Origin of the sequence: Ensifer sp. Root558, assembly GCF_001427045.1 — a bacterium.
GTDB classification, from domain to species: Bacteria; Pseudomonadota; Alphaproteobacteria; order Rhizobiales; family Rhizobiaceae; genus Ensifer; species Ensifer adhaerens.
Genome location: NZ_LMGC01000011.1, coordinates 84,099 through 102,400 on the forward strand (window position 1 = coordinate 84,099; position 18,302 = coordinate 102,400).

Sequence of the window (18,302 nt, forward strand, 5' to 3'; positions counted from 1 at the left end):
CGAAGACAGCGGAGAACCTCGTGACAAAAAATGCCATCTCGCAAATCTGGTACACGCGCTGCCCTGTCCCGACACCCGTGGGGCTCGCCACCCAGCTCGGCCTGCTCGACAAGGCGTTTGCCGCGGAGGGCATTGCGCTCAACTCGATCATCGACAGCAAGGACCGCTCCGTCCGATCCAGCCACTTCGATCACCATCTCGATTATTCGTTTCGCCATGGCGGCAACGTCCCGCCGATCCGCGCCCGCTCAGAAGGCAACCCGACGCGGCTCGTCGGCATCACCTGGACCGACGAATTCCAGGCCATCATCACGTTGCCCGAGACCGGGATCAAAACGACGCGCGATCTTGTCGGCCGGCGCTTCGGCATTGCGCGCCGACCACCCGGTATCGTCGACTTCATGGCAGCAACGGCGCTGAAGGGCCTGGTTTCCGCTCTGTCTCTCGAAGGGCTCACGCCCTCCGATGTCGAGATCGTCGATATCCCGCTTTCCGAAAGCGTTCTTGATGGCAGGGAGGGCCCGCAGCTCTACGGCCTCAGAAACCGGCAGGCCTACGGGCCGGAAGCGGCCGCACTGCTGCGCGGTGAGGTGGACGCGATTTATGTCAAAGGCACGCCCGGTATTGCCGTCGCCAATCTCTTTGCGGCTCACACGGTCGCGGAATTCGGTTTCCACCCGGACCCGAAGATCCGCATCAATTCCGGCTCCCCTCGGGTGCTGACCGTCGACGAAAGGCTCGCTGAAGATCGGCCCGATCTCGTCGCCAAGCTGATCTCGACCTTGAAGCAGGCCGGCTCGTGGGCCGAAGAGCACCCCGACGAGGTGCGTCGCTTTGTTGCCCGCGAAGTCGGCGCCTCAGAAGAGGTCGTGGCTGCGGCTAACGGCCCGGATCTCCACAAGCATCTCGGCATCGGCCTCGAACCGGAACTCGTCGCGGCAATCGGACACTACAAGGACTTCCTGCATGAATGGGGGTTCCTCGCGAGCAACTTCGACATCGACCAATGGGTCGACCAGCGCCCCTGGGCGGAACTCGACGCCCGCGCTGTCGCCTGAACGAGTAAAACCGATGACCGACCCCACACGTTTCGAACCGGTGATTGCCAAGGCTGAAGAACTCGGAAAACGCTTCGCCCTGACAGCACGCCACTATGATGAAACCGGCGAATTCCCCTTCGCCAATTTCGACGCGCTGCACGAGGCGGGGCTGCTTGGCCTGGTCACAGCGCTCGAACACGGGGGCCTCGGCGGCGGATTGTCGGAGGCGCTCGCCGTCGTCTCGGCCATTGCCCGCGGCGAACCCTCGACCGCTCTCGTTCTTTCGATGCACTACAATCAGCACTATTCGGTGCGCACATCAGGCAAATGGCCGCCACACCTGGTCGAGCGCGTCACCAGAGGCAATCGCGAAGGTGTCGCGCTGATCAATGCCGCGCAGGTGGAACCGCGCGTCGGTTCGCCATCGCATGGTTCCTTGCCCGAGACGATTGCCCGCCGCGTTGGCGATCAGTGGCGCATTACGGGCCACAAGACCTACGCCACCGGCATCCCGCTCTTGCGCTGGGTGGCTGTGCTTGCGGTTACTGACGAGCCTGAGCCGAGGCTGGGCTCATTCCTCGTTCCGACATCGGCCGATGGCATCCGCGTCGAAAAAACCTGGAACGCAACGGGCATGCGGGCAACCAACAGCGACGACCTGATCCTCGACGACGTCGCGATCCCGCTCGCCGATGTTCTCGACATCGCGCCGGCGAGCGAAGGCCTGAAACGTGACGAGCGCATGGGCGCCTGGTACTTCAGCCTCGTGCCGGCGATTTACGACGGTGCAGCCCGCGGGGCACGCGACTGGCTGATCGAGTTTACGACCTCGCGCGCGCCGGCAAGCCTCGGCGCACCGCTCTCCACGGTTCCCCGCATCCAGGATGGCCTTGGCGAGATCGAGGTCTTGCTGACCGTCAACCGCCGGCTCCTGCGGTCGATCGCCGAGGATTTCGATGCGGGGCGCCCCTTCGGCGCCGATGCCGCCGCGGTCAAGCACACGGTCATCGCCAACGCGATCACCGTGACGACCCTTGCCCTCGAACTGGGCGGTAACCCCGGCATCAGTCGCGACAATCCGCTGGAACGCCATCATCGCGATGCGCTTTCCGGCAAGGCGCATGCGCCACAAAACAACTTGATCCGGACGATGCTTGCCAAGGCGGCGTTCAGCCGGCATGCCGCAACACCTGCCGTTGCGCTCGAGCCGGTCCCCGTTCGACCTCCCCAGCAACCCCGTCTTGCCGTCGTCGGCGGCCGCTAGGAGTTCCCTGATGTCTTCCCTCTCTTCCGTATGGTACACGCGCTGCCCCGCCCCGACACCATTGTCGATCGCCCATCAGCTCGGCTGGATCGACAGACAGTTTGAGAACGCCGGCGTTGCCGTCCGCTCGATCCGCGACAGCAAGGATCCGTCGGTCCGCCAGAGCCATTTTACCCATGCGCTCGATTACTCGTTCCGACAGGGCGGTAACATTCCGCCGATCTGGGCGCGGTCCGGTGGGCGCGAGACACGCGTTGTCGGCATCACCACGACAGACGAGTTCCAGGCGATTATCGCGCTTCCAGGTTCCGGGATCGCTGTCGCGAAGGACTTGAAAGGCCGTCGCATCGGTGTACCACGCAAGCCCAGTTCCGACGTCGTCGACTTCCAGCGGGCCACCGCCTTGAAAGGCATCGTCTCGGCGCTTTCGCTCGACGGCCTTGATCACGGTGATGTCGAACTCGTCTATCTCGACACCAACGAGGGCAACCTCATCGAACGGGGCAACGCCGCCTTCCTGGGCCTGAAGCGCCGATATCCCTATGGCGACGAACTCTTGGCCCTGGCCTCGGGCAAGATCGACGCTTTCTTCGTCAAAGGTGCAGAAGGCATCGTGCTCGCCAATCAGATCGGTGCAGTTGTGGTGGCGGAATTCGGTTTCCATCCGGATCCAAAGATCCGCATCAACAATGGCACGCCAAGGCCGCTGACAGTCGACGCCCGCTTTCTTGACCAGCATTTCGACCTCGTCGTCGATCTTGTGTCGACCGTCGCCAGTGTTGGTGATTGGGCGGCCTCGAACCCGGACACAGCAGTTCGGTTCATCGCCAACGAGATCGGCGTCGGCGAGGACGCCGTCTGGGCGGCGAACGGCGCGGACGTCCACCGTCATCTCGGTCTGGCGTTGGACGAAAACCAGATTGCCGCGTTCGACCACTTCAAGCGCTTCCTTCTCGATTGGCAGTTCATTCCGGCCGATTTCGATGTCTTCAGTTGGATTGATCGCCGACCGCTAGAGGCCGCCTTGCAGCGGGCCGCCGCATGAGTGAGAGGCCGATCCTCGTTACCGGCGCCACCGGCAAGCTTGGGCGCCTCGTTGTCGAACGACTTCTCGCACGCGGACAACCGGTTCGCGTCTTTACCCGACGGCCGGAGACGGCACGTGCCCTGTTCGGTGAAACTCTGCAGATTGCCGCAGGTGATTTTGGCGACCGCGCCGCGCTCGACACCGCCGCTCGAGGCGTCGGACGCCTTCTTCTGTTATCGCCCATCAGCACGAGGCTCGTCACGGACCAGGTCGCCGTCGCCGATGCTGCCGTCGCCGCAAATGTTGCCCGCATCGTCAAGATCTCGGGCTCCGACTGGACGATCGAGCCGCCAAGGAATTCTATCTCCGGTGAAGCGCACGCTGCCGTGGAACGGCACTTGAATGGCCTTCCGACCGAGGCTGTTTCGCTTCGTCCCAATGCCTGGATGCAGGTCTCGCTCGCCAACACCATCCGGAACGCGATCACGAACAGTCAGGTCGTCGCAGCCAACCTCGACGCCGGCATCGGTTACATCGACGCGCGCGATATTGCCGATGTCGCAGTGCACCAACTTCTGGCCGATCGCATTCGGGGGCGCACGCTCAACCTCACCGGCCCGGACGTGGTGTCGTTCCGGCAGGTCGCCGCTCTGCTGACGGCTGCATTGAAACGGCCGGTTGCTGCCCTCGAGAAGCCGCCCCAGACGGTTCCAAAAGATGGTGACTTCGAACATCGCGCCGTTGCGCAATTCGTAAGATTGATCGCTTCCGGCCGCGCAGCAAGGACGACCGACGTCGTTCCAACGCTGCTTGGCCGTTCGCCCCGTACCGTCGCCGACTTCATCCTCGAACAAGTGACCGCCGAAACCGCAGTCCCCGAGTACCAGCCATGACCATACCCTTCATCGACGTCGCCATCATCGGTGGGGGACCGGGTGGGCTCACCCTCGCGCAAGGCCTCAGGAAGAACGGCATCGACACCGCCGTCTTCGAGCGCGACCAGGTCCGGTCGGACTATGTGCAGGGTTTCCGCATGCGGATCCGGCAACGGGGCATCGACGCGCTTCAGGCGAACCTTCCGGCGCACCTCTTTCAAGCCTTCCTTGATACGCTCGGGCTTGCGCCGACGGAAAACCTTGTTCTCGATGAGACATTCCAAAGGCTCGAAAACACGAGCCAGGGATCAGGCGAACCCGAAGATACGCATATCGAGAAATCGGTCAGCCGCATCACGCTGCGCCAGATCCTCCTGTCCGGGCTCGACGGCCTTTTTCACACAGACAAACGGTTCGAGCGCTATGAGCAGCTTGCCGACGGAACCGTGCTTGCGCATTTTTCCGACGGCTCGGCCGTACACGCCAATCTTCTGGTCGGGGCCGACGGGGCGGGATCGGCGGTGCGTCGCCAACTCCTGCCTGACCTCAAGAGCATCGACACTGGGGTGCGCCGGTTGGCCGGCAAGATCACGATCGATGAAGCGGAACGACAGGGCATTTCACCGCTGCTGACCGAGTTCAATACCAACATCCGCCCGCGCGACGGTCGTGGTCTGATGATCACCAGCCATCGGGTGGATCCGTCTGCCTATGCGCGTCACGATTTCATAGGCAGGGAAGATCCCGGCCATGCCGATATCCCTGGCTTCCACTTCAACAACTCCACCAGCTACACCTGGTGGAACACGGCCTATGACACGGATGAACTCGGGCCGGACGAACTGCTCGAACGGCTCAACGGCGCGGCCCTCATCGAAACGCTGCTTCACCGTATCCGTCACTGGGACGAGCGCATCCTGAACCTCATTCGCCACAGCGACCCGTCGACGGTCGCCTTCCTCAAGGTCAAGAGCTCCACACCCGGCGCGATATGGCAAAGCGGTCCGGTGACGTTACTCGGCGACGCGATCCACGCGATGACCTATTTCCGCGCGCTTGGCGGCAACACCGCCCTCTACGATTCCGGATTGCTCGTTCGCGAACTCGTCGCCGCAAGGCGCCACGGCAAGCCCCTGCTTGCGGCCTTAAACGACTACGAAAACGCCATGCGCGAACACGGCTACGAGGCCGTGCGGTCGTCGCTTTCCGCCATGCAGCGCAATGTCGGCGCCAATCAACCGCTCAAGGCGATACCTGCCCTTTAGCCCTTAAGGAAAATCGATCATGTCCATTGTCGTCTTCGGCGCCTCAGGAAACATCGGCAGCAACATCCGCAAGGAAGCTCTTTCGCGAAATCACCGCGTGACAGCCGTGACGCGCTCTTCAAACCTGGAACCTGCCGAGCGTCTCACGGCACTGAAGGCGGACATTGCCGATCCGGAGGAAGTGGCAAAGATCTCCGCCGGCCACGATGCGGTCATCAGTGCCTATAGTCCCGGTCTGCGCCGCCATTCGGCGGAAGATGCCGCGGTTCTCATCGAGAATGCACATGCTTCCCTGTTTGAAGGCGTCAAGCGCGCCGGCGTCCGCCGCATCATCATCGTCGGCGGCGTCGGAAGCCTCCAGGCAAGCCCCGGCGTCGACGTGGTCGACAGTGATTTCTACCCGGCGGACCACAAGGCTCACACGCTGCGAAACCGAGAGATCCTGCGCAGTCTGAAACGCGGCGAGCACGATCTCGACTGGACCTATGTATCCCCGCCTCTTTCGATCAAGGCCGGCGAAAGAACCGGCCGTTTCAGGCTCGGCGAGGATGCGCTTCTGCGAGACGATACGGGCGAAAGCCGGATTTCCGAAGCCGATTTCGCCGTCGCCATTCTCGATGAACTCGACAAGGGACAGTTCATCCGCCGCCGCTTCACCGCGGCCTATTGAAGGACCTCAATTCGCATGCCCCGCACGCTCAATCTCAATGTCGGCATCAACACGACAGGCTATCTGCCGGCCGCCTGGAAATATCGCAGCGGGAGCCGCCACGACATCTATGACCCTCAATACTACAGACGCCTGACGGAACTCGCCCACAAAGGTCTGTTCGACGCCGTGTTCTTGTCCGATCATCCAGCCTTGATGACCGACCCGAACAGCCGACCATTCCATACCATCGACCCGCTCATCCTCTGTACGGCGCTTGCGGCACAGGTGCCCGACATCGGCTTCGTCGCAACCATGTCGTCCACATACAATTCGCCCTATAATCTCGCCCGCCGCACCCAGTCGACGGATATCGTGGCCGGTGGCCGGCTGATCATCAACATCGTCTCGTCCTTCAATCCGAATGTGGCTGCCAACTTCGGCTCGGCGCCGCTGCCCCCACGAGCCGAGCGCTACGCTAAAGCTTCCGAATTTCTCGATGTTGCCAAGAAACTCTGGGCAAGCTGGGATCCCGCCCGCGACGGCCATGTGCCCGACGAACGGTTCTGGGATGCGGCGAGTGCGCATGCGATCGACCACGAAGGCGATCATTTCGCAGTGAAGGGACCGCTGAACGTGCCGCGTGGCCCTCAAGGCCATCCGGTGATCGCGCAGGCAGGCGCATCCGAAGGCGGTATCGAGCTCGCCGCCCGCCATGGCGAGATCATTTATTGCAACATCCTCTCCCGCCCTGCTGGCCAGGCCTTCGGCAAGAAGGTCAGGGATCGCGCTGCAGCCATCGGTCGCGACCCGAAGGGCATTAAGATCGTGCCCGGGGTGGTGGTGATCCTTGGCGAGACGAAAGAGGAGGCGTTGCGAAAACACGAACTCTTCAGCGGCGCGGGCTCGGAGGACGGCCTGATCGCACGCTTCGTCAGGGAGAACGGTATTGATCCCAACGGTTTCGATCCGGATGCCATTCTGGATGCCGAGCGTTTCGTTCCGGATCCCAACCGTCTTCAGGCGGTCGGAATGGGCCTTGGTCTCTCCGATCTGCTGACACATGAGAAGTTGACGGCCAGGCAGGCTGTGCGCCGCTCGGAAGGGCACCACCGCCTGCTGCTCGGGACGCCGGAACAGGTCGCCGATGCGCTTATCGACCTTTGGGCGGACGGCACCGTCGACGGCTACACGCTTCAGCCGCCCCGGGCACCTGATGACATCGAAGAATTCGTGAAGAAGGTCGTCCCGATCCTCCAGGACCGCGGTGTTTATCGTAACCGTTACGAGGAACAAACCATTCGCGAGCGCTATGCATTGCCATTCCCGTACTAGTACAGACAGGCCCTGGCGCGCCTCAGGCTCAATTCATCGGTCCGCCCCCAGCAACCGATCAACATTCCGGCGCAAAGTCGATGCCAAGGCCGGCGGAGATCGAACCAGCGAAATATGGTTTGTGTTTGCCATCACAGCTAGTGTCAATCGTTAACGTGCGGGCCCGACGTCAGCCTCAGCCACTCTGCACAGCCGTAAAGCGCCGTCCCGTCATTGGAAAGGTTTCCATGAAGTCGGCCATGCGGCCTTTAGTGGCAGGACCTTGCGCGCCGTGTTGAGGGAGCTGCTGTTCCCAGCGCTACGGCCAATACGCGCCGATGCCGACGGCTTTCCGCCCGCCAAAGTAACCCGGACCGCGGGCCCTGACTCGTTCCAGAATAACCCGCCCGGCACCCGGAAATTGACATCCCGCTGGTGAAGTCGTCGAGGCAATCGGTGTCGAGGGATGAAGAAGCCGGCAGCTAGAACAGACTTTGGGTGGGTTGCCGAACGGCGGCTTTCCGACGAATTTGCCCTGTAGCAGGCTTCCCCTACCGGCCCCGAACCCGTCGTTGGACAATTCGATTTTAGTAATAGCCGCTCCTGGCGCACACTTGCCGTGCCTTGGATCGCTCATTGTGCTTTTCTTCTCCTATCCCTCACTTTTGAGCGGAAACGGACTGGCGGCCCGCCACTCCGCTCGAGATATCAGCGACGATGCCAATTAAGTGTGATGTCTCCGCGCATCCGACATGATACCTTATACTCGAACGTCAGCACGAAGTCCCGTGTCGCGGCGTTCCTGCCGAGTGATGGCTCGTGCCCCGCGAGTTTTCGGCCCCTGAGGGGCCATTTCATGTCGAACGAACCGATAGTCCATTTCGAAGCGGCGAGTACCCTTGCCGTGGTGGTTTCATCGAACGAGCCGCTGCTTTTCCTGTCTAGAGACCAGAAGGTTATTGCAGCGAGCACATCGTTCTGCCGCACTTTCGAAATCGATCCGGCGACCGTTCCCGGCCGACCGCTCGGTTCGCTTGGAAATGGCGAATGGGCAATGCCCAAGCTCGCCTCGCTCCTAAACGCTACCGCTTCCGGAAGCGCCCGGATCGAGGCCTACGAAATCGACTTCCAGCGCCCCAACCGGAGCACACGACAGTTGATCGTCAATGCGCAGATCCTCGACGATGGCGACAAGGCGCATATCCGGCTGCTGCTGGCCATCACTGATGTGACGGATGCGCGCGCTGAAGCGAAACTGAAAGATGACCTTATCCGCGAGAAGGCCATCCTGGTGCAGGAGGTCCAGCACCGGGTCGCAAATAGCCTTCAGATCATTGCCAGCGTTCTCATGCAGAGCGCACGCCGGGTTCAGTCGGACGAAGCGCGCGGCCACCTTCACAACGCCCATCACCGGGTCATGTCGATTGCGGCCGTGCAACGGCAGCTTTGTACGTCCGGCGCCGGCAGCGTCGAACTGCGCACCTACTTCACCCAGCTTTGCGAAAGCCTTGGCGCGTCGATGCTCGCCGACGACCGGGTTTCGATATCGGTGACAGTTGATGAGAGCGCTGTTGAAGCCGATGTTTCTGTCAGGCTCGGGCTTATTGTGACCGAATTGGTGATCAACGCGCTCAAGCACGCCTTCCCGGGGCAGGAATGCGGCACAATTGCCATCGACTATAGTTCGACCGGCAACGAGTGGACGCTTCGTGTCACCGACGACGGCATCGGCATGCCGAGCGGCAAACTTGTCCCCGGGCTGGGTACCGGCATCGTCGACGCGCTTGCCAGGACCCTGGAGAGCGAAATCCAGTTGAGCGTTGCAAATCCCGGCACTGCCGTGACCATCAGGCATCGGGGAGACGTCGCTCGCGAAAAGAACCCCCCAGCGGCCGCGTAGGCACAGATCTCCCGTTGGAACGCTGTGTCGGGGGCGCAGGTTCCGCTTCAAAAGGGTCAGATGTTCAACGCCAAGAGCGGAACATATCTGCTTTGCTTTGTTGCTATCACACCAGGGGCATGTGCCTTAAGCGGGCGATCGGAAGCCCGCCCGTTCATTTCGCTATCTGGCCAGGTGCCAAACACCTCCAACGCCATCGCCGTTAGTGTCACCGGCCTTTTTGTCCTCGGCATATGTGTACAGCGGCTTGTCTTCATACGCCCACATTTCCCCGCCGTCTGCCGCCTTGACCAGAGACCACTTTCCTTCCGCCTTAGCGTTCGCGGCGGCGTGGAATGCCGGCCATTTCTTTAGACAATCCTTGTCGCAGTTGGATTTTTCTTTGGCATCCTTGTCGAAAGTGTAGAGGGTCATCCCCGTCATCAGCCAACGCCTTGCCCATCTTGGTGTCGACGATCTTGGCCGGTTCGGCTGCGAACCCAGTCCCACCCATAACAGACACCAGCCCGATCGCGATTAACAACGTTCTCATGACAGTCTCCCGTTTCGGGAATGCCGGCGGAATGTCGGTAACGCCCGATCCAATGGAAAAACACGCGGACGTAGAGGAGGTACGAGTTTTTTAGCGGACCCGGACGCATCTGAGCGGGAAATGCGTATGGTTGCTGTCGAGCAATGCTTCGTTGAAGCGTCGATCGAGCCACGCGCGCCATTTGCCGTGAAGCGTAGTCGAGAAGAAGTGGCGGACAGCTGTGAAAAACACGTCCCTCATGATCGCGAATGCGGCAAGCGTTGCCGCTGTAGTCAACAATGCCATGGGCGTGGTGGGTGTGGCTGGATGGTGGAAGTAGGCGATCCGATTTATCAACTCGCCCGAGGTGACCGCAAACCAGACGCTGGCCCGCGCGGTCAATGGCGTCAGCACAAGAATGGCAAATGTTAGTCCCCAAGCCTCGCGCCAGCGTTCGCCTGCCTCGCGGCCGAGCAACCGTTTGACAAACTGCCAAGCGTGACTTCGCATGGCGGCTACAAGTCTCCATAACCCATGAAAGCAGAGTTTGGAGCACGTGTCGGCGCTGTCAACTCAACTCAGCTCAGGCGAAAGCTGGGCCAGCAGTCGCTGACTGATAGCCTGCGTCAACCTAAACTAGAGTCGCTTCACGGCCCGTCACACTGTCCATACTGATTGCGAAAAAAACAGGAAGGTACCCCGGTGGCTTGGCATCCGAGCCCAAGTTGAGGGCACCTGGATCCCACCAATCATTGTAAACCTTCAGTATGTTCCAAGCGTGTTTCTTGTCCGTCTCTTTGTGGAATTCGTGGTACCTGCCCTCAATGATGACGCACTTCCAGCAGTGCTGATCAGTGCAATGCTCAATCTCAACGCAAACGAGCGGATTGCTGCGCATGAATTCAATCTTCCGTCCCGGCATCGAAAACCCGAAAACTTGGCCCTCTGCGCGGACATAATAAATTGGCACAACATAAGGCTGATTGTCGCGACAACACCCAAGCCGGGCGACGCGCTGCTCGGCGATGAGCATGCTGCATTCGCTGGGTAGCATCTCGCGCAATCTCACTGGCGTTGCTCCCTGTAATTCTCAGTGTCGCTAGACGAACTCGACGCTTGTGTGGATGCTTGCAATCTGGTTTTCATGATAACATGAAAGCGGACGATAAGCGCGGGTACCACGTCGCATTGGCGCATGCCGCCATGCATATGGTAGCAACGGAATTACATCCAATCAGATCGCCGCAGATATTGGATCTACAGGGATCCCTGGACATAAAGATCCCGACAGCGGCCTGTTCGCGTTTCGTCCCTCGCGTTGACTTGCCGCAACAACTAGCAAGTTTCCACAGGCGATATCTGACTCTGACATACAGTCGAAAAAGCCGCTCCTTGAAGTTGTTCATCGCAATCAGCATCCTAGTCACGGGCCTTGTCATTACCCTGATGCTGTGGTTCGTTCAAAAACTTCCAATCGACGCGGCAATGAAGCAGATGGCACACATCGTTGTTGTCGTCGTCGGCGTTATCGCGTTGCTCCACTATCTGGATTTAATCTGAAGCAAGTGCCACTACTCGGCGCAGCCGAGGCCGCCATCCACGTGAAGCGGACCCTATCGGATCGCGCTTTTGCGTGGGCCCCACTGGGCCGGTCCCCAGGACCGTCCTAGAGCAACTCATTACCTTCCTTGGTTGCTCTTGCCTGCCACCTTCTATCATCCCTGTCATTACTGCCCATGCCTTGATTTTCGGCATTAGGTAGCAAAAACCACGGTCTTTGCTACCTAATGCCGTTGATTTTCGGTCCGCGGTGCGCCGCCTTCACTATCCCATTCCCCGGAAGCAGTATTCGGAGTATCCACGTCAAAACCAGCCACGAATGCTTCGCTGGTGATTGCATCCATGAGATCCGTGTCGGAAATATCCAGATCAGGGAATATACGCCGGACTGCCCCTAGGGCCTCAGACGTGGCAAAGGGCCGGGCTTCTTTCTGGCACGCGCTCAGAAACGCGGCAATTGCCGCGCGCACCTCAGGCGACATGGGAAGGGAGCGCTTCGTCATCATTACCTCCCAGTGGATGAATCTAAACGCTTGCTGGGTCTCTATGTTCCGGATTCCCGGCGAAAGGCCACCTCCGACGGGTAAGCAGCAAACGCCCCGGCGTAACGAGGTGAATTGTATGACGTTGATACCTCTCCTTAGAGGAGCCGAATTGCTAGGAGCCGATGTAGGCAATGGAATTGGGCGGGTCATGCGATCACAGCGAGTGGCCCAACCTTTTGTTCGCTATGCCCCCGGAATATCGCAGGTGGGGAACACATTCGAGCCGCCGTGGAAAGCGAAAACTTCGATCCGCCTACCTACGGCTTTCGCAAGCTCAGCGATCTTGTGCAGGACAAACGCCTTCGATATCCAGCATATCGAAGGCAAACCTCTACGGAGCCGTGTCAAACAACAGGCATCCAAAAAGAGGGCCTGATGCGACACACGATTATGAGGTTAACCTGAAGGCGGAAATTGAGATCATGGCGCTGCATGGACAAGCTGGATCAAATGCGCGACGTCGAGCTGAAATCGCTGATTGACAAGCAACAACAACATATCGAGTTGCTGGCGGGGCTTCTCAGCAATCGCGACAAATAGTACTTTGCTCCCCGTTGACTTGTCGATTGTCATTGCCGAACTCTACCGGCGCAAGCCCCAGGCCGAGCTCAATGCCGAACTCCGGGCCGGCGCCCGATGATTGACTAAAAGGGTGTGCGACAGGCAAGCACATTGCCGTTAAACATGACCGCGCGCTGTCGGATTTCACGTTTATGTATTCGGGGCCGACTGCCCGTCAAAATGCAAGTCGAAGCTGATGTCGTCGAAGTCCGCTACAAGCTCCCCAGCTGCAACACATCGCAATTTCAGCCCGATGGGAGGCCTAAAGAAACTTCCGCTGTACAAATATCAATTGTATGCTAAGCCTCTGAAATAGGGCCTAATCTGACCAGGTTCGAGGAAAACGCAGTTGGCAGAATTAGTGCATTCGACTGCGATCCATCATCTGCCCGCATTCATCACGGCGCCAGGACAGACCGACGTCCTGTTCAACGTCGTCGTCGCTTTCATGATCCTGGCGATCTTCGCGATCGGCACTTTCTATCTCCGGCTGCACTCACTGCCAGAGACGCTCGCCCACAAGACCCACAAGGTCCAGTACGAGCTAGTGGCCGTGCTGGGGCTGATCTCGCTGCTCACCCACAACAACATCTTCTGGATCGCCGCCCTCATCCTGGCGCTGATCGACCTGCCTGACTTCTCCTCGCCGCTTGGTTCGATCGCCCGCTCGCTGGAGAGGATTGCCGGCAAGGCGGAGAAGCCATCGGCACCTGAGCCCGAAGCCTTAGCGAGTGGTTCTGCCGCCGCATCCAGTCAGCCGAGGGCGGAAGTGAGGATCTGAGCCATGTTCGAGTTTCTTCTCTGTTCGCTTTTGACGATCTTTCCCGATTACCTCTTCCGCCGCTATGTCCAGGGCAAAAGGTTCGGGCGGGAGATTACGCTCTATTCGGTCTGGTTCGAACTGCGCTGGGGGATCACCGCCTGCATCGTCTTGACGATTTCGCTGATCACACTGATCTTCTACTTCCATCCGTCGACGTCCCATGTGAACGCGGCGTTCCGCACTGTCGCGGTGCTGCCCGAGACTAGCGGACGGGTCTCCGAGATCTATGTTACCGCCTTTCAAAAGGTGGAGGCCGGCCAGCCGCTTTTCAAGCTTGACAGTTCGGAAGAGGAAGCCGCCGCCGAGGTAGCGCGCCGCCAGATCGCCGAAGTCGATGCCGAGATGACCGTCTCGCGCACCGAGCTGGTCGCTGCCGATGGCGCGATTGTGCAGGCACAGGCGGCGGTGCAGCAGGCCCAAGACGAGTACGACACCCAGGTCGAACTGAACAAGCTGAACCCAAATGTCGTCGCACGGCGCGAGATCGAGCGTCGACAAGTCGCACTGGAAGGTAGCAAGGGTGCGCTTACCGCCGCCCAATCCAACAGGCAGACGCTGGAGACCAAGCTCCAGTCGCTACTGCCCTCGCAGAAGGCCAGCGCCGAAGCGGCCTTGAAGCAGGCGGAAGTCGACATCGCCAAGACCACCGTGCGCGCCGGCGTGTCTGGCACGCTGCAGCAGTTCACCCTCCGGGTGGGCGAAGTGGTCAATCCAATGTTGCGGCCGGCGGGCGTTCTGGTGCCTGAAGGTAACGGTGGCAAGCCGTGGCTGGTTGCCGGCTTCGGCCAGATCGAGACGCAAGTGATCAAGGTCGGCATGATCGGCGAGGCGACCTGCGTCGGCAAGCCTTTCACCATCATCCCGCTCGTCGTCACCGAGGTGCAGGAGGTGATTGCCTCTGGCCAGGTTCGCGCCAGCGATCAGCTGATCGATGTTGCGAATATTTCGCAGCCTGGCACGCTCACTGTTTTCATGGAGCCACTCTATCCCGGCGGGCTCGATGACGTGCCTCCGGGCAGCACCTGCATCGCCAATGCCTATACCAACAGCCATGAGGAACTGGAGTCATCCGACATCAGCACTGGCCGCTGGATCTACCTGCACGTGGTCGATACCCTCGGCCTCGTGCACGCGATGATCCTGCGCTTGCAGGCACTGGTGCTGCCGGTGCAGACGCTGGTGCTTGGGGGGCATTGAGGCATAGTGAAACGTGGTCCGTGAAAGGGTGCAGACATGAGACAAAGGCTGCTTAACAGGGGGCTCCTTGCTGTTCTGGCAGCGTAAGTAAGCTGCTAACGAACTAACGGATTGGCAGGAGCGGGCGCTTGAGCCAGTCGAATAACGCAAAGCGGTCAAGGTCGCACGTTGGCAACCGCCGAAGAGGGTACAGATGAACCCCGCTTCCTATCGTCGAAGTCGTTCAATGTGTGACCCTCCAGGCGGCTTCAAACATCCCCAGACTGGCCGCGCGGTGCCAAGTCGTCGTTTCCCATCCACACCGTGCTATAATCCGGGAAATTCCTGCCCTCCGAGGATTTGTTTGAGGTTGTGGCCACTAGCCCGTCGGCAGGCTTGGAATCGCGTCAAGCTCGGTCTGGGGCCTGCAATGCGCATCAACGGCAGCTCGATTCTCCTGCCACGGAACGTCACCACCATTGCCATGAGAGGATCGGACATGGGTGAAGGAACCTTGGCCCACAGCTCGTCTAAATCCGGCTCGCGGTTCTTGGTGCGACACTTGTTGTTCATTGGAATGTGATTGTCTCAATCACGGCAGTTCGCCCCATCGCCTGATATCGTCCGGCTGATGGCGGCGCGCATCTCCGACGGGCATACACTAACGGATAGCCGCGTCGGTCTTGGAGATAAGATCCTCGCAGCCACACGGTCGCAGCCGCAGGAAACGCCGCCGGATGGGGACCGTCCAAGATGGCTGGAAGATCACAGACTAAGCCAGCGTGTCAGCCTTCTGCCACAGACTGCAGAAATTAACCGGAACACCCGGGAAGCGAGAACCCAAGATGCAAACGTTGTCTATGAATCGAATGTGTACATTCATCCGCTTGGCGCTTGCCGGGCTCGCGTTTGTGGCCGCACTGGCCGTCTTATCTTCGCCGGGCTCCGCACAGGAAAAGGCTCCAGATCCGGTCCAGGCAGAGAAAGTTCAGCGTTTCCTCGAACTTGTGGATGACCCACAGGTGCGATCTTGGCTACTGAGCGCGAAACCCGCCACTGGTGCAGCGGCGCCGGCCGCCGTTGCAACTGTTTCTTATGCCGGCTTTGCTTCGATCTTTCGTGCGCGAGCAGCCCAGCTTCTCGGAGGCTTGCGCGCGTTCCCGGCCGAAACCGCCCGCGCGGCGTCCGTCCTGCAGAGCGAGCTCGATACCAGCCGCAGTGCACGCCCCATCGTCTTTGTGCTCGCTTTCATCGCAGCAGGGTTGGCCGCACAATGGTGCTTCTGGTGGCTCAGCCGAGGCTGGCGTGCTTGGATCGCTTCGCTGCGATTTCTGACCGTACGCGACAAGCTGGTGGCGATTTCGGCGAGACTGCTATGGGGCACGAGTTACGTGCTCGCATTTGCGCTGGGGAGCCTTGGTTTCTTCCTTGCCTTCGACTGGTCGCCGCTCGTCCGCGAAATCGTTGTCGGTTACCTGTTCGCGGTGGTGATCTTCCGGCTCGCACTCGTCGCTTTCGATTTCCTCCTTGCACCGTCTGGATCCGATGGCTTCGCAAATGCCGAACGGTTTCGGGTCATACCGGTCTCCGATCAGGCGGCTGCGCATTGGACGAAGCGGCTGGGCTACTTGGTGGGTTGGTATGCTTTCGGCTCCGTCACCGTTCATCTTCTCACCACGCTTGGCTTTGCCGACCCGTCGCGACAGGTGGTGGCCTATACGCTGGGGATCGTCCTTCTCCTTCTTGGCATCGAAGCCGTGTGGAACCGTCCAATGGTCCATCGCCCGACTGAGCACGCAAGCCGCTTCAGCAGGATAGGTGTCCGCGCCCGAAACTGGGTCTGGACTGGCTATTTTGTTGCGCTTTGGCTTCTCTGGGTGGCAGGTGCCATGAAGCCATTCTGGATCGCAGTCGTTGCCGCCGCACTTCCCGGCGCGATCGCCCTCACGCGCGCTTCCGTCGACAATCTTCTGACGAGCAGTCTGGCCGATGCCGAAAGTCCAACCAGACCGGGGGTAATCTCGGTGATGGTCGAGCGTGGGATTCGCGCAGCGCTTCTCGTCGGTGCAATTGTCGTTTTGGCGGAGGTGCTTGATATCGAGTTGACAGGGATTGCCGCTCAGGATTCGGCTGCATTGAGGCTGATGCGCGGAGCGTTGAGTGCCGGGATCATCCTGCTTGCAATCGACCTTGTCTGGAACATCGTTAAGGTGCTGATCGATCGGAAGCTTGGCGAGACGGAAACGGCCCACGAAACCGGGAGTGAACGCGAACGCAAGCGTGCCCGGATCAGGACGCTTCTACCAATCCTCAAGAACGTCCTAATGATCCTGTTCGTGGCGGTCGCCATTATGATGGCCCTGTCGTCGCTCGGCGTTGAGATTGCTCCATTGATCGCAGGCGCCGGTGTCGTCGGTGTAGCGATCGGCTTCGGTGCACAGACGGTGGTCAAGGACGTAATCAGCGGCATGTTCTATCTGCTCGACGACGCGTTCCGGGTCGGGGAGTACATCCAAAGCGGCAGCTACAAGGGCACCGTCGAGTCGTTCAGCCTCAGATCGGTGAAGCTGCGTCACCACCGGGGCGCGATCTATATCGTTCCCTTCAGCGAGCTTGGCGCGGTCCAGAATATGAGCCGGGACTGGGTCGTCGAGAAGCTCACGGTTACCGTCGGCTACGACACCGACGTGGACAAAGCACGCAAGATCATCAAAAAGATTGGGCAGGAATTGCTGGTCGATCCTGAGTTTGCGGCGATTACCATTCAACCCCTGAAGATGCAGGGTATTGATAGCCTCGGGGATTCAGGATTGATCCTGCGAATGAAGTTCACCACCGTGCCCGGAGAACAGTTCATGCTCAAGCGCCGCGCGCTGATGATGATCAACAAGGCGTTTCACGACAACGACATCAAACCGGCGTTCCCGACAGTTCAAGTCGCGGGAGATAGGAGTTCGGACGTCGCTGCGGCAGCCCAGCAAGCTCTGGCGAAACACAATGAGGCGGTTGTTGCTGCGGCCGCATCCGAGTGAAGAGCGGGCCTCGTTCCGGCGCGCTCATCGAGTGTGCCGGAAGCGACCTCTCGCGGGGAAGAAGGATCACGGCTAGCGGCAGCGCAACTATGACCTGAGCGGCGCGCGATACCTGAACACCAGGGAATCGACAGTGCAAAAGTGGGAAACCGGCGCGAAGGGGCCGAGCGGCCCCGCATTGAAGCTGCTTTAGATCGTCCGGAAACACGGTCTCGAGATGCTGTCCTAGGACAACAATGCCGTCGAAGGATCCACGCGCGCAGTTCACCGCAGGGAGAACGTGATGGGCTATGACTGGAATGGCGCTCGCAGGCGCCGCTGGAGTGACCACCGCCACATATTCTGATCGGAGCCGAAGCGGTGGGCGAAGATCATTGCGCGGTCGACCTGCACGCTGTTTCGACCGACGACGGACATAGGAACGTCGGGTGCCCTGTCTGGCACATCCTCTAAGGCCCCTGGCATCGTGAACTTAATCCCAACCGGGTTTTGTCAATCATTTAACAGCGCTGCGACCGGACCGCTGAGAAATCCCGGTCTGCCTGCTGTCCCTGATGAACGTTTCTCGGGTGTCGATGTGTAGCTTGGTAAAGAGTTCACCCGGCCAGTGTCGTCTGTCCCGGCGGTCCGCCGGAACATGGGCATCTCCTCAGTTCTAAACGGGGTTTTGCGGTCCCATGACCGGAAACCAACTCGGCATCGACACAGATATGAGGAGGGAACGTGGCAAATCATCCCAAGCTCCGTTGACGCGCGGCCC

14 protein-coding genes and 5 pseudogenes are annotated in these 18,302 nt (G+C 60.0%); 14 read left to right on the forward strand and 5 right to left on the reverse strand.

The window, feature by feature from the left end; genetic code table 11:
- The first annotated feature begins 20 nt into the window (after positions 1–20).
- From ASD63_RS13220 to ASD63_RS13255, 8 genes are all read left to right on the forward strand, one after another.
- On the forward strand, positions 21–1,058 hold the full coding sequence (locus ASD63_RS13220) for an ABC transporter substrate-binding protein (RefSeq protein WP_060529485.1): 1,038 nt from the start codon (positions 21–23) through the stop codon (positions 1,056–1,058).
- 13 nt (positions 1,059–1,071) lie between these two features.
- Positions 1,072–2,304 carry an acyl-CoA dehydrogenase family protein gene (locus ASD63_RS13225; protein WP_060529486.1) on the forward strand — a complete coding sequence of 411 codons (1,233 nt, stop codon included), beginning with the start codon at positions 1,072–1,074 and terminating at the stop codon, positions 2,302–2,304.
- A gap of 10 nt (positions 2,305–2,314) precedes the next feature.
- On the forward strand, positions 2,315–3,349 hold the full coding sequence (locus tag ASD63_RS13230) for an ABC transporter substrate-binding protein (protein WP_060529487.1): 1,035 nt from the start codon (positions 2,315–2,317) through the stop codon (positions 3,347–3,349).
- Positions 3,346–4,224: an NAD(P)H-binding protein gene (locus ASD63_RS13235; RefSeq protein ID WP_060529488.1), complete on the forward strand. Its 879-nt coding sequence runs from the start codon at positions 3,346–3,348 to the stop codon at positions 4,222–4,224. Before ASD63_RS13230 ends, ASD63_RS13235 begins: the two co-directional genes overlap by 4 nt.
- Entirely contained in the window at positions 4,221–5,471 is a 1,251-nt protein-coding gene (locus tag ASD63_RS13240; protein ID WP_060529489.1) for an NAD(P)/FAD-dependent oxidoreductase, read from the forward strand. The genes ASD63_RS13235 and ASD63_RS13240 overlap by 4 nt, the downstream gene beginning before the upstream one ends.
- Positions 5,472–5,490: 19 nt before the next feature.
- Positions 5,491–6,141: an NAD(P)-dependent oxidoreductase gene (locus ASD63_RS13245; protein WP_034791565.1), complete on the forward strand. Its 651-nt coding sequence runs from the start codon at positions 5,491–5,493 to the stop codon at positions 6,139–6,141.
- A gap of 15 nt (positions 6,142–6,156) precedes the next feature.
- Positions 6,157–7,455, forward strand: coding sequence for an NtaA/DmoA family FMN-dependent monooxygenase (locus ASD63_RS13250; protein WP_034791563.1), 1,299 nt, complete (start codon positions 6,157–6,159; stop codon positions 7,453–7,455).
- Positions 7,456–8,290: 835 nt separating this feature from the next.
- On the forward strand, positions 8,291–9,334 hold the full coding sequence (locus tag ASD63_RS13255) for a histidine kinase dimerization/phosphoacceptor domain -containing protein (RefSeq protein WP_034791560.1): 1,044 nt from the start codon (positions 8,291–8,293) through the stop codon (positions 9,332–9,334).
- A gap of 162 nt (positions 9,335–9,496) precedes the next feature.
- On the opposite strand, the pseudogene ASD63_RS13260 reads toward ASD63_RS13255, so the two are convergent.
- The 3 genes and pseudogenes from ASD63_RS13260 to ASD63_RS13270 all read right to left on the reverse strand — a co-directional run bounded on the left by ASD63_RS13260 (position 9,497) and on the right by ASD63_RS13270 (position 10,878).
- Positions 9,497–9,866, reverse strand: a pseudogene (locus ASD63_RS13260) (hypothetical protein).
- Between the two features lie 90 nt (positions 9,867–9,956).
- Entirely contained in the window at positions 9,957–10,355 is a 399-nt protein-coding gene (locus ASD63_RS13265) for a hypothetical protein (protein WP_034791558.1), read from the reverse strand.
- A gap of 121 nt (positions 10,356–10,476) precedes the next feature.
- On the reverse strand, positions 10,477–10,878 hold the full coding sequence (locus ASD63_RS13270; RefSeq protein ID WP_060644053.1) for a pyridoxamine 5'-phosphate oxidase family protein: 402 nt from the start codon (positions 10,876–10,878) through the stop codon (positions 10,477–10,479).
- A 365-nt stretch (positions 10,879–11,243) separates the two neighbouring features.
- Here ASD63_RS13270 and ASD63_RS36765 point away from each other — a divergent pair, with 365 nt between their 5' ends.
- Positions 11,244–11,405 (forward strand): Thivi_2564 family membrane protein, encoded by a 162-nt coding sequence (locus ASD63_RS36765; RefSeq protein ID WP_089045375.1) that lies wholly within the window; start codon positions 11,244–11,246, stop codon positions 11,403–11,405.
- Positions 11,406–11,695: 290 nt separating this feature from the next.
- Here the strand turns inward: ASD63_RS36765 and ASD63_RS35055 are convergent.
- Positions 11,696–11,908: pseudogene (locus tag ASD63_RS35055) on the reverse strand (hypothetical protein); the annotation flags it as partial.
- 952 nt (positions 11,909–12,860) lie between these two features.
- On the opposite strand from ASD63_RS35055, the gene ASD63_RS13285 reads away from it, so the two are divergent.
- The 5 genes and pseudogenes from ASD63_RS13285 to ASD63_RS34185 all read left to right on the forward strand — a co-directional run.
- On the forward strand, positions 12,861–13,292 hold the full coding sequence (locus ASD63_RS13285) for a hypothetical protein (RefSeq protein WP_034791552.1): 432 nt from the start codon (positions 12,861–12,863) through the stop codon (positions 13,290–13,292).
- 3 nt (positions 13,293–13,295) lie between these two features.
- On the forward strand, positions 13,296–14,531 hold the full coding sequence (locus tag ASD63_RS13290; protein ID WP_034791526.1) for a biotin/lipoyl-binding protein: 1,236 nt from the start codon (positions 13,296–13,298) through the stop codon (positions 14,529–14,531).
- A 562-nt stretch (positions 14,532–15,093) separates the two neighbouring features.
- Positions 15,094–15,248 (forward strand): annotated as a pseudogene (locus tag ASD63_RS36150) (esterase); the annotation flags it as partial.
- A gap of 107 nt (positions 15,249–15,355) precedes the next feature.
- Positions 15,356–17,542: a mechanosensitive ion channel family protein gene (locus ASD63_RS13295; protein WP_060529491.1), complete on the forward strand. Its 2,187-nt coding sequence runs from the start codon at positions 15,356–15,358 to the stop codon at positions 17,540–17,542.
- 103 nt (positions 17,543–17,645) lie between these two features.
- A pseudogene (locus tag ASD63_RS34185) lies at positions 17,646–17,735 on the forward strand (transcriptional regulator); the annotation flags it as partial.
- A gap of 134 nt (positions 17,736–17,869) precedes the next feature.
- Here ASD63_RS34185 and ASD63_RS36770 read toward each other — a convergent pair.
- Positions 17,870–17,959: pseudogene (locus ASD63_RS36770) on the reverse strand (alpha/beta hydrolase); the annotation flags it as partial.
- Positions 17,960–18,302 lie beyond the last annotated feature (343 nt).

What these genes read in the sequence shown, in the direction of transcription:
- ASD63_RS13250 (WP_034791563.1), top strand. Translation starts at nt 6,157, where the DNA reads ATGCCCCGCACGCTCAATCTCAATGTCGGCATCAACACGACAGGCTAT.
- ASD63_RS13290 (WP_034791526.1), top strand. Translation starts at nt 13,296, where the DNA reads ATGTTCGAGTTTCTTCTCTGTTCGCTTTTGACGATCTTTCCCGATTAC.
- ASD63_RS13230 (WP_060529487.1), top strand. Translation starts at nt 2,315, where the DNA reads ATGTCTTCCCTCTCTTCCGTATGGTACACGCGCTGCCCCGCCCCGACA.
- ASD63_RS13240 (WP_060529489.1), top strand. Translation starts at nt 4,221, where the DNA reads ATGACCATACCCTTCATCGACGTCGCCATCATCGGTGGGGGACCGGGT.
- ASD63_RS13225 (WP_060529486.1), top strand. Translation starts at nt 1,072, where the DNA reads ATGACCGACCCCACACGTTTCGAACCGGTGATTGCCAAGGCTGAAGAA.
- ASD63_RS13235 (WP_060529488.1), top strand. Translation starts at nt 3,346, where the DNA reads ATGAGTGAGAGGCCGATCCTCGTTACCGGCGCCACCGGCAAGCTTGGG.
- ASD63_RS13245 (WP_034791565.1), top strand. Translation starts at nt 5,491, where the DNA reads ATGTCCATTGTCGTCTTCGGCGCCTCAGGAAACATCGGCAGCAACATC.
- ASD63_RS13265 (WP_034791558.1), bottom strand. Translation starts at nt 10,355, where the DNA reads ATGCGAAGTCACGCTTGGCAGTTTGTCAAACGGTTGCTCGGCCGCGAG.
- ASD63_RS13295 (WP_060529491.1), top strand. Translation starts at nt 15,356, where the DNA reads ATGCAAACGTTGTCTATGAATCGAATGTGTACATTCATCCGCTTGGCG.
- ASD63_RS13255 (WP_034791560.1), top strand. Translation starts at nt 8,291, where the DNA reads ATGTCGAACGAACCGATAGTCCATTTCGAAGCGGCGAGTACCCTTGCC.
- ASD63_RS13270 (WP_060644053.1), bottom strand. Translation starts at nt 10,878, where the DNA reads ATGCTCATCGCCGAGCAGCGCGTCGCCCGGCTTGGGTGTTGTCGCGAC.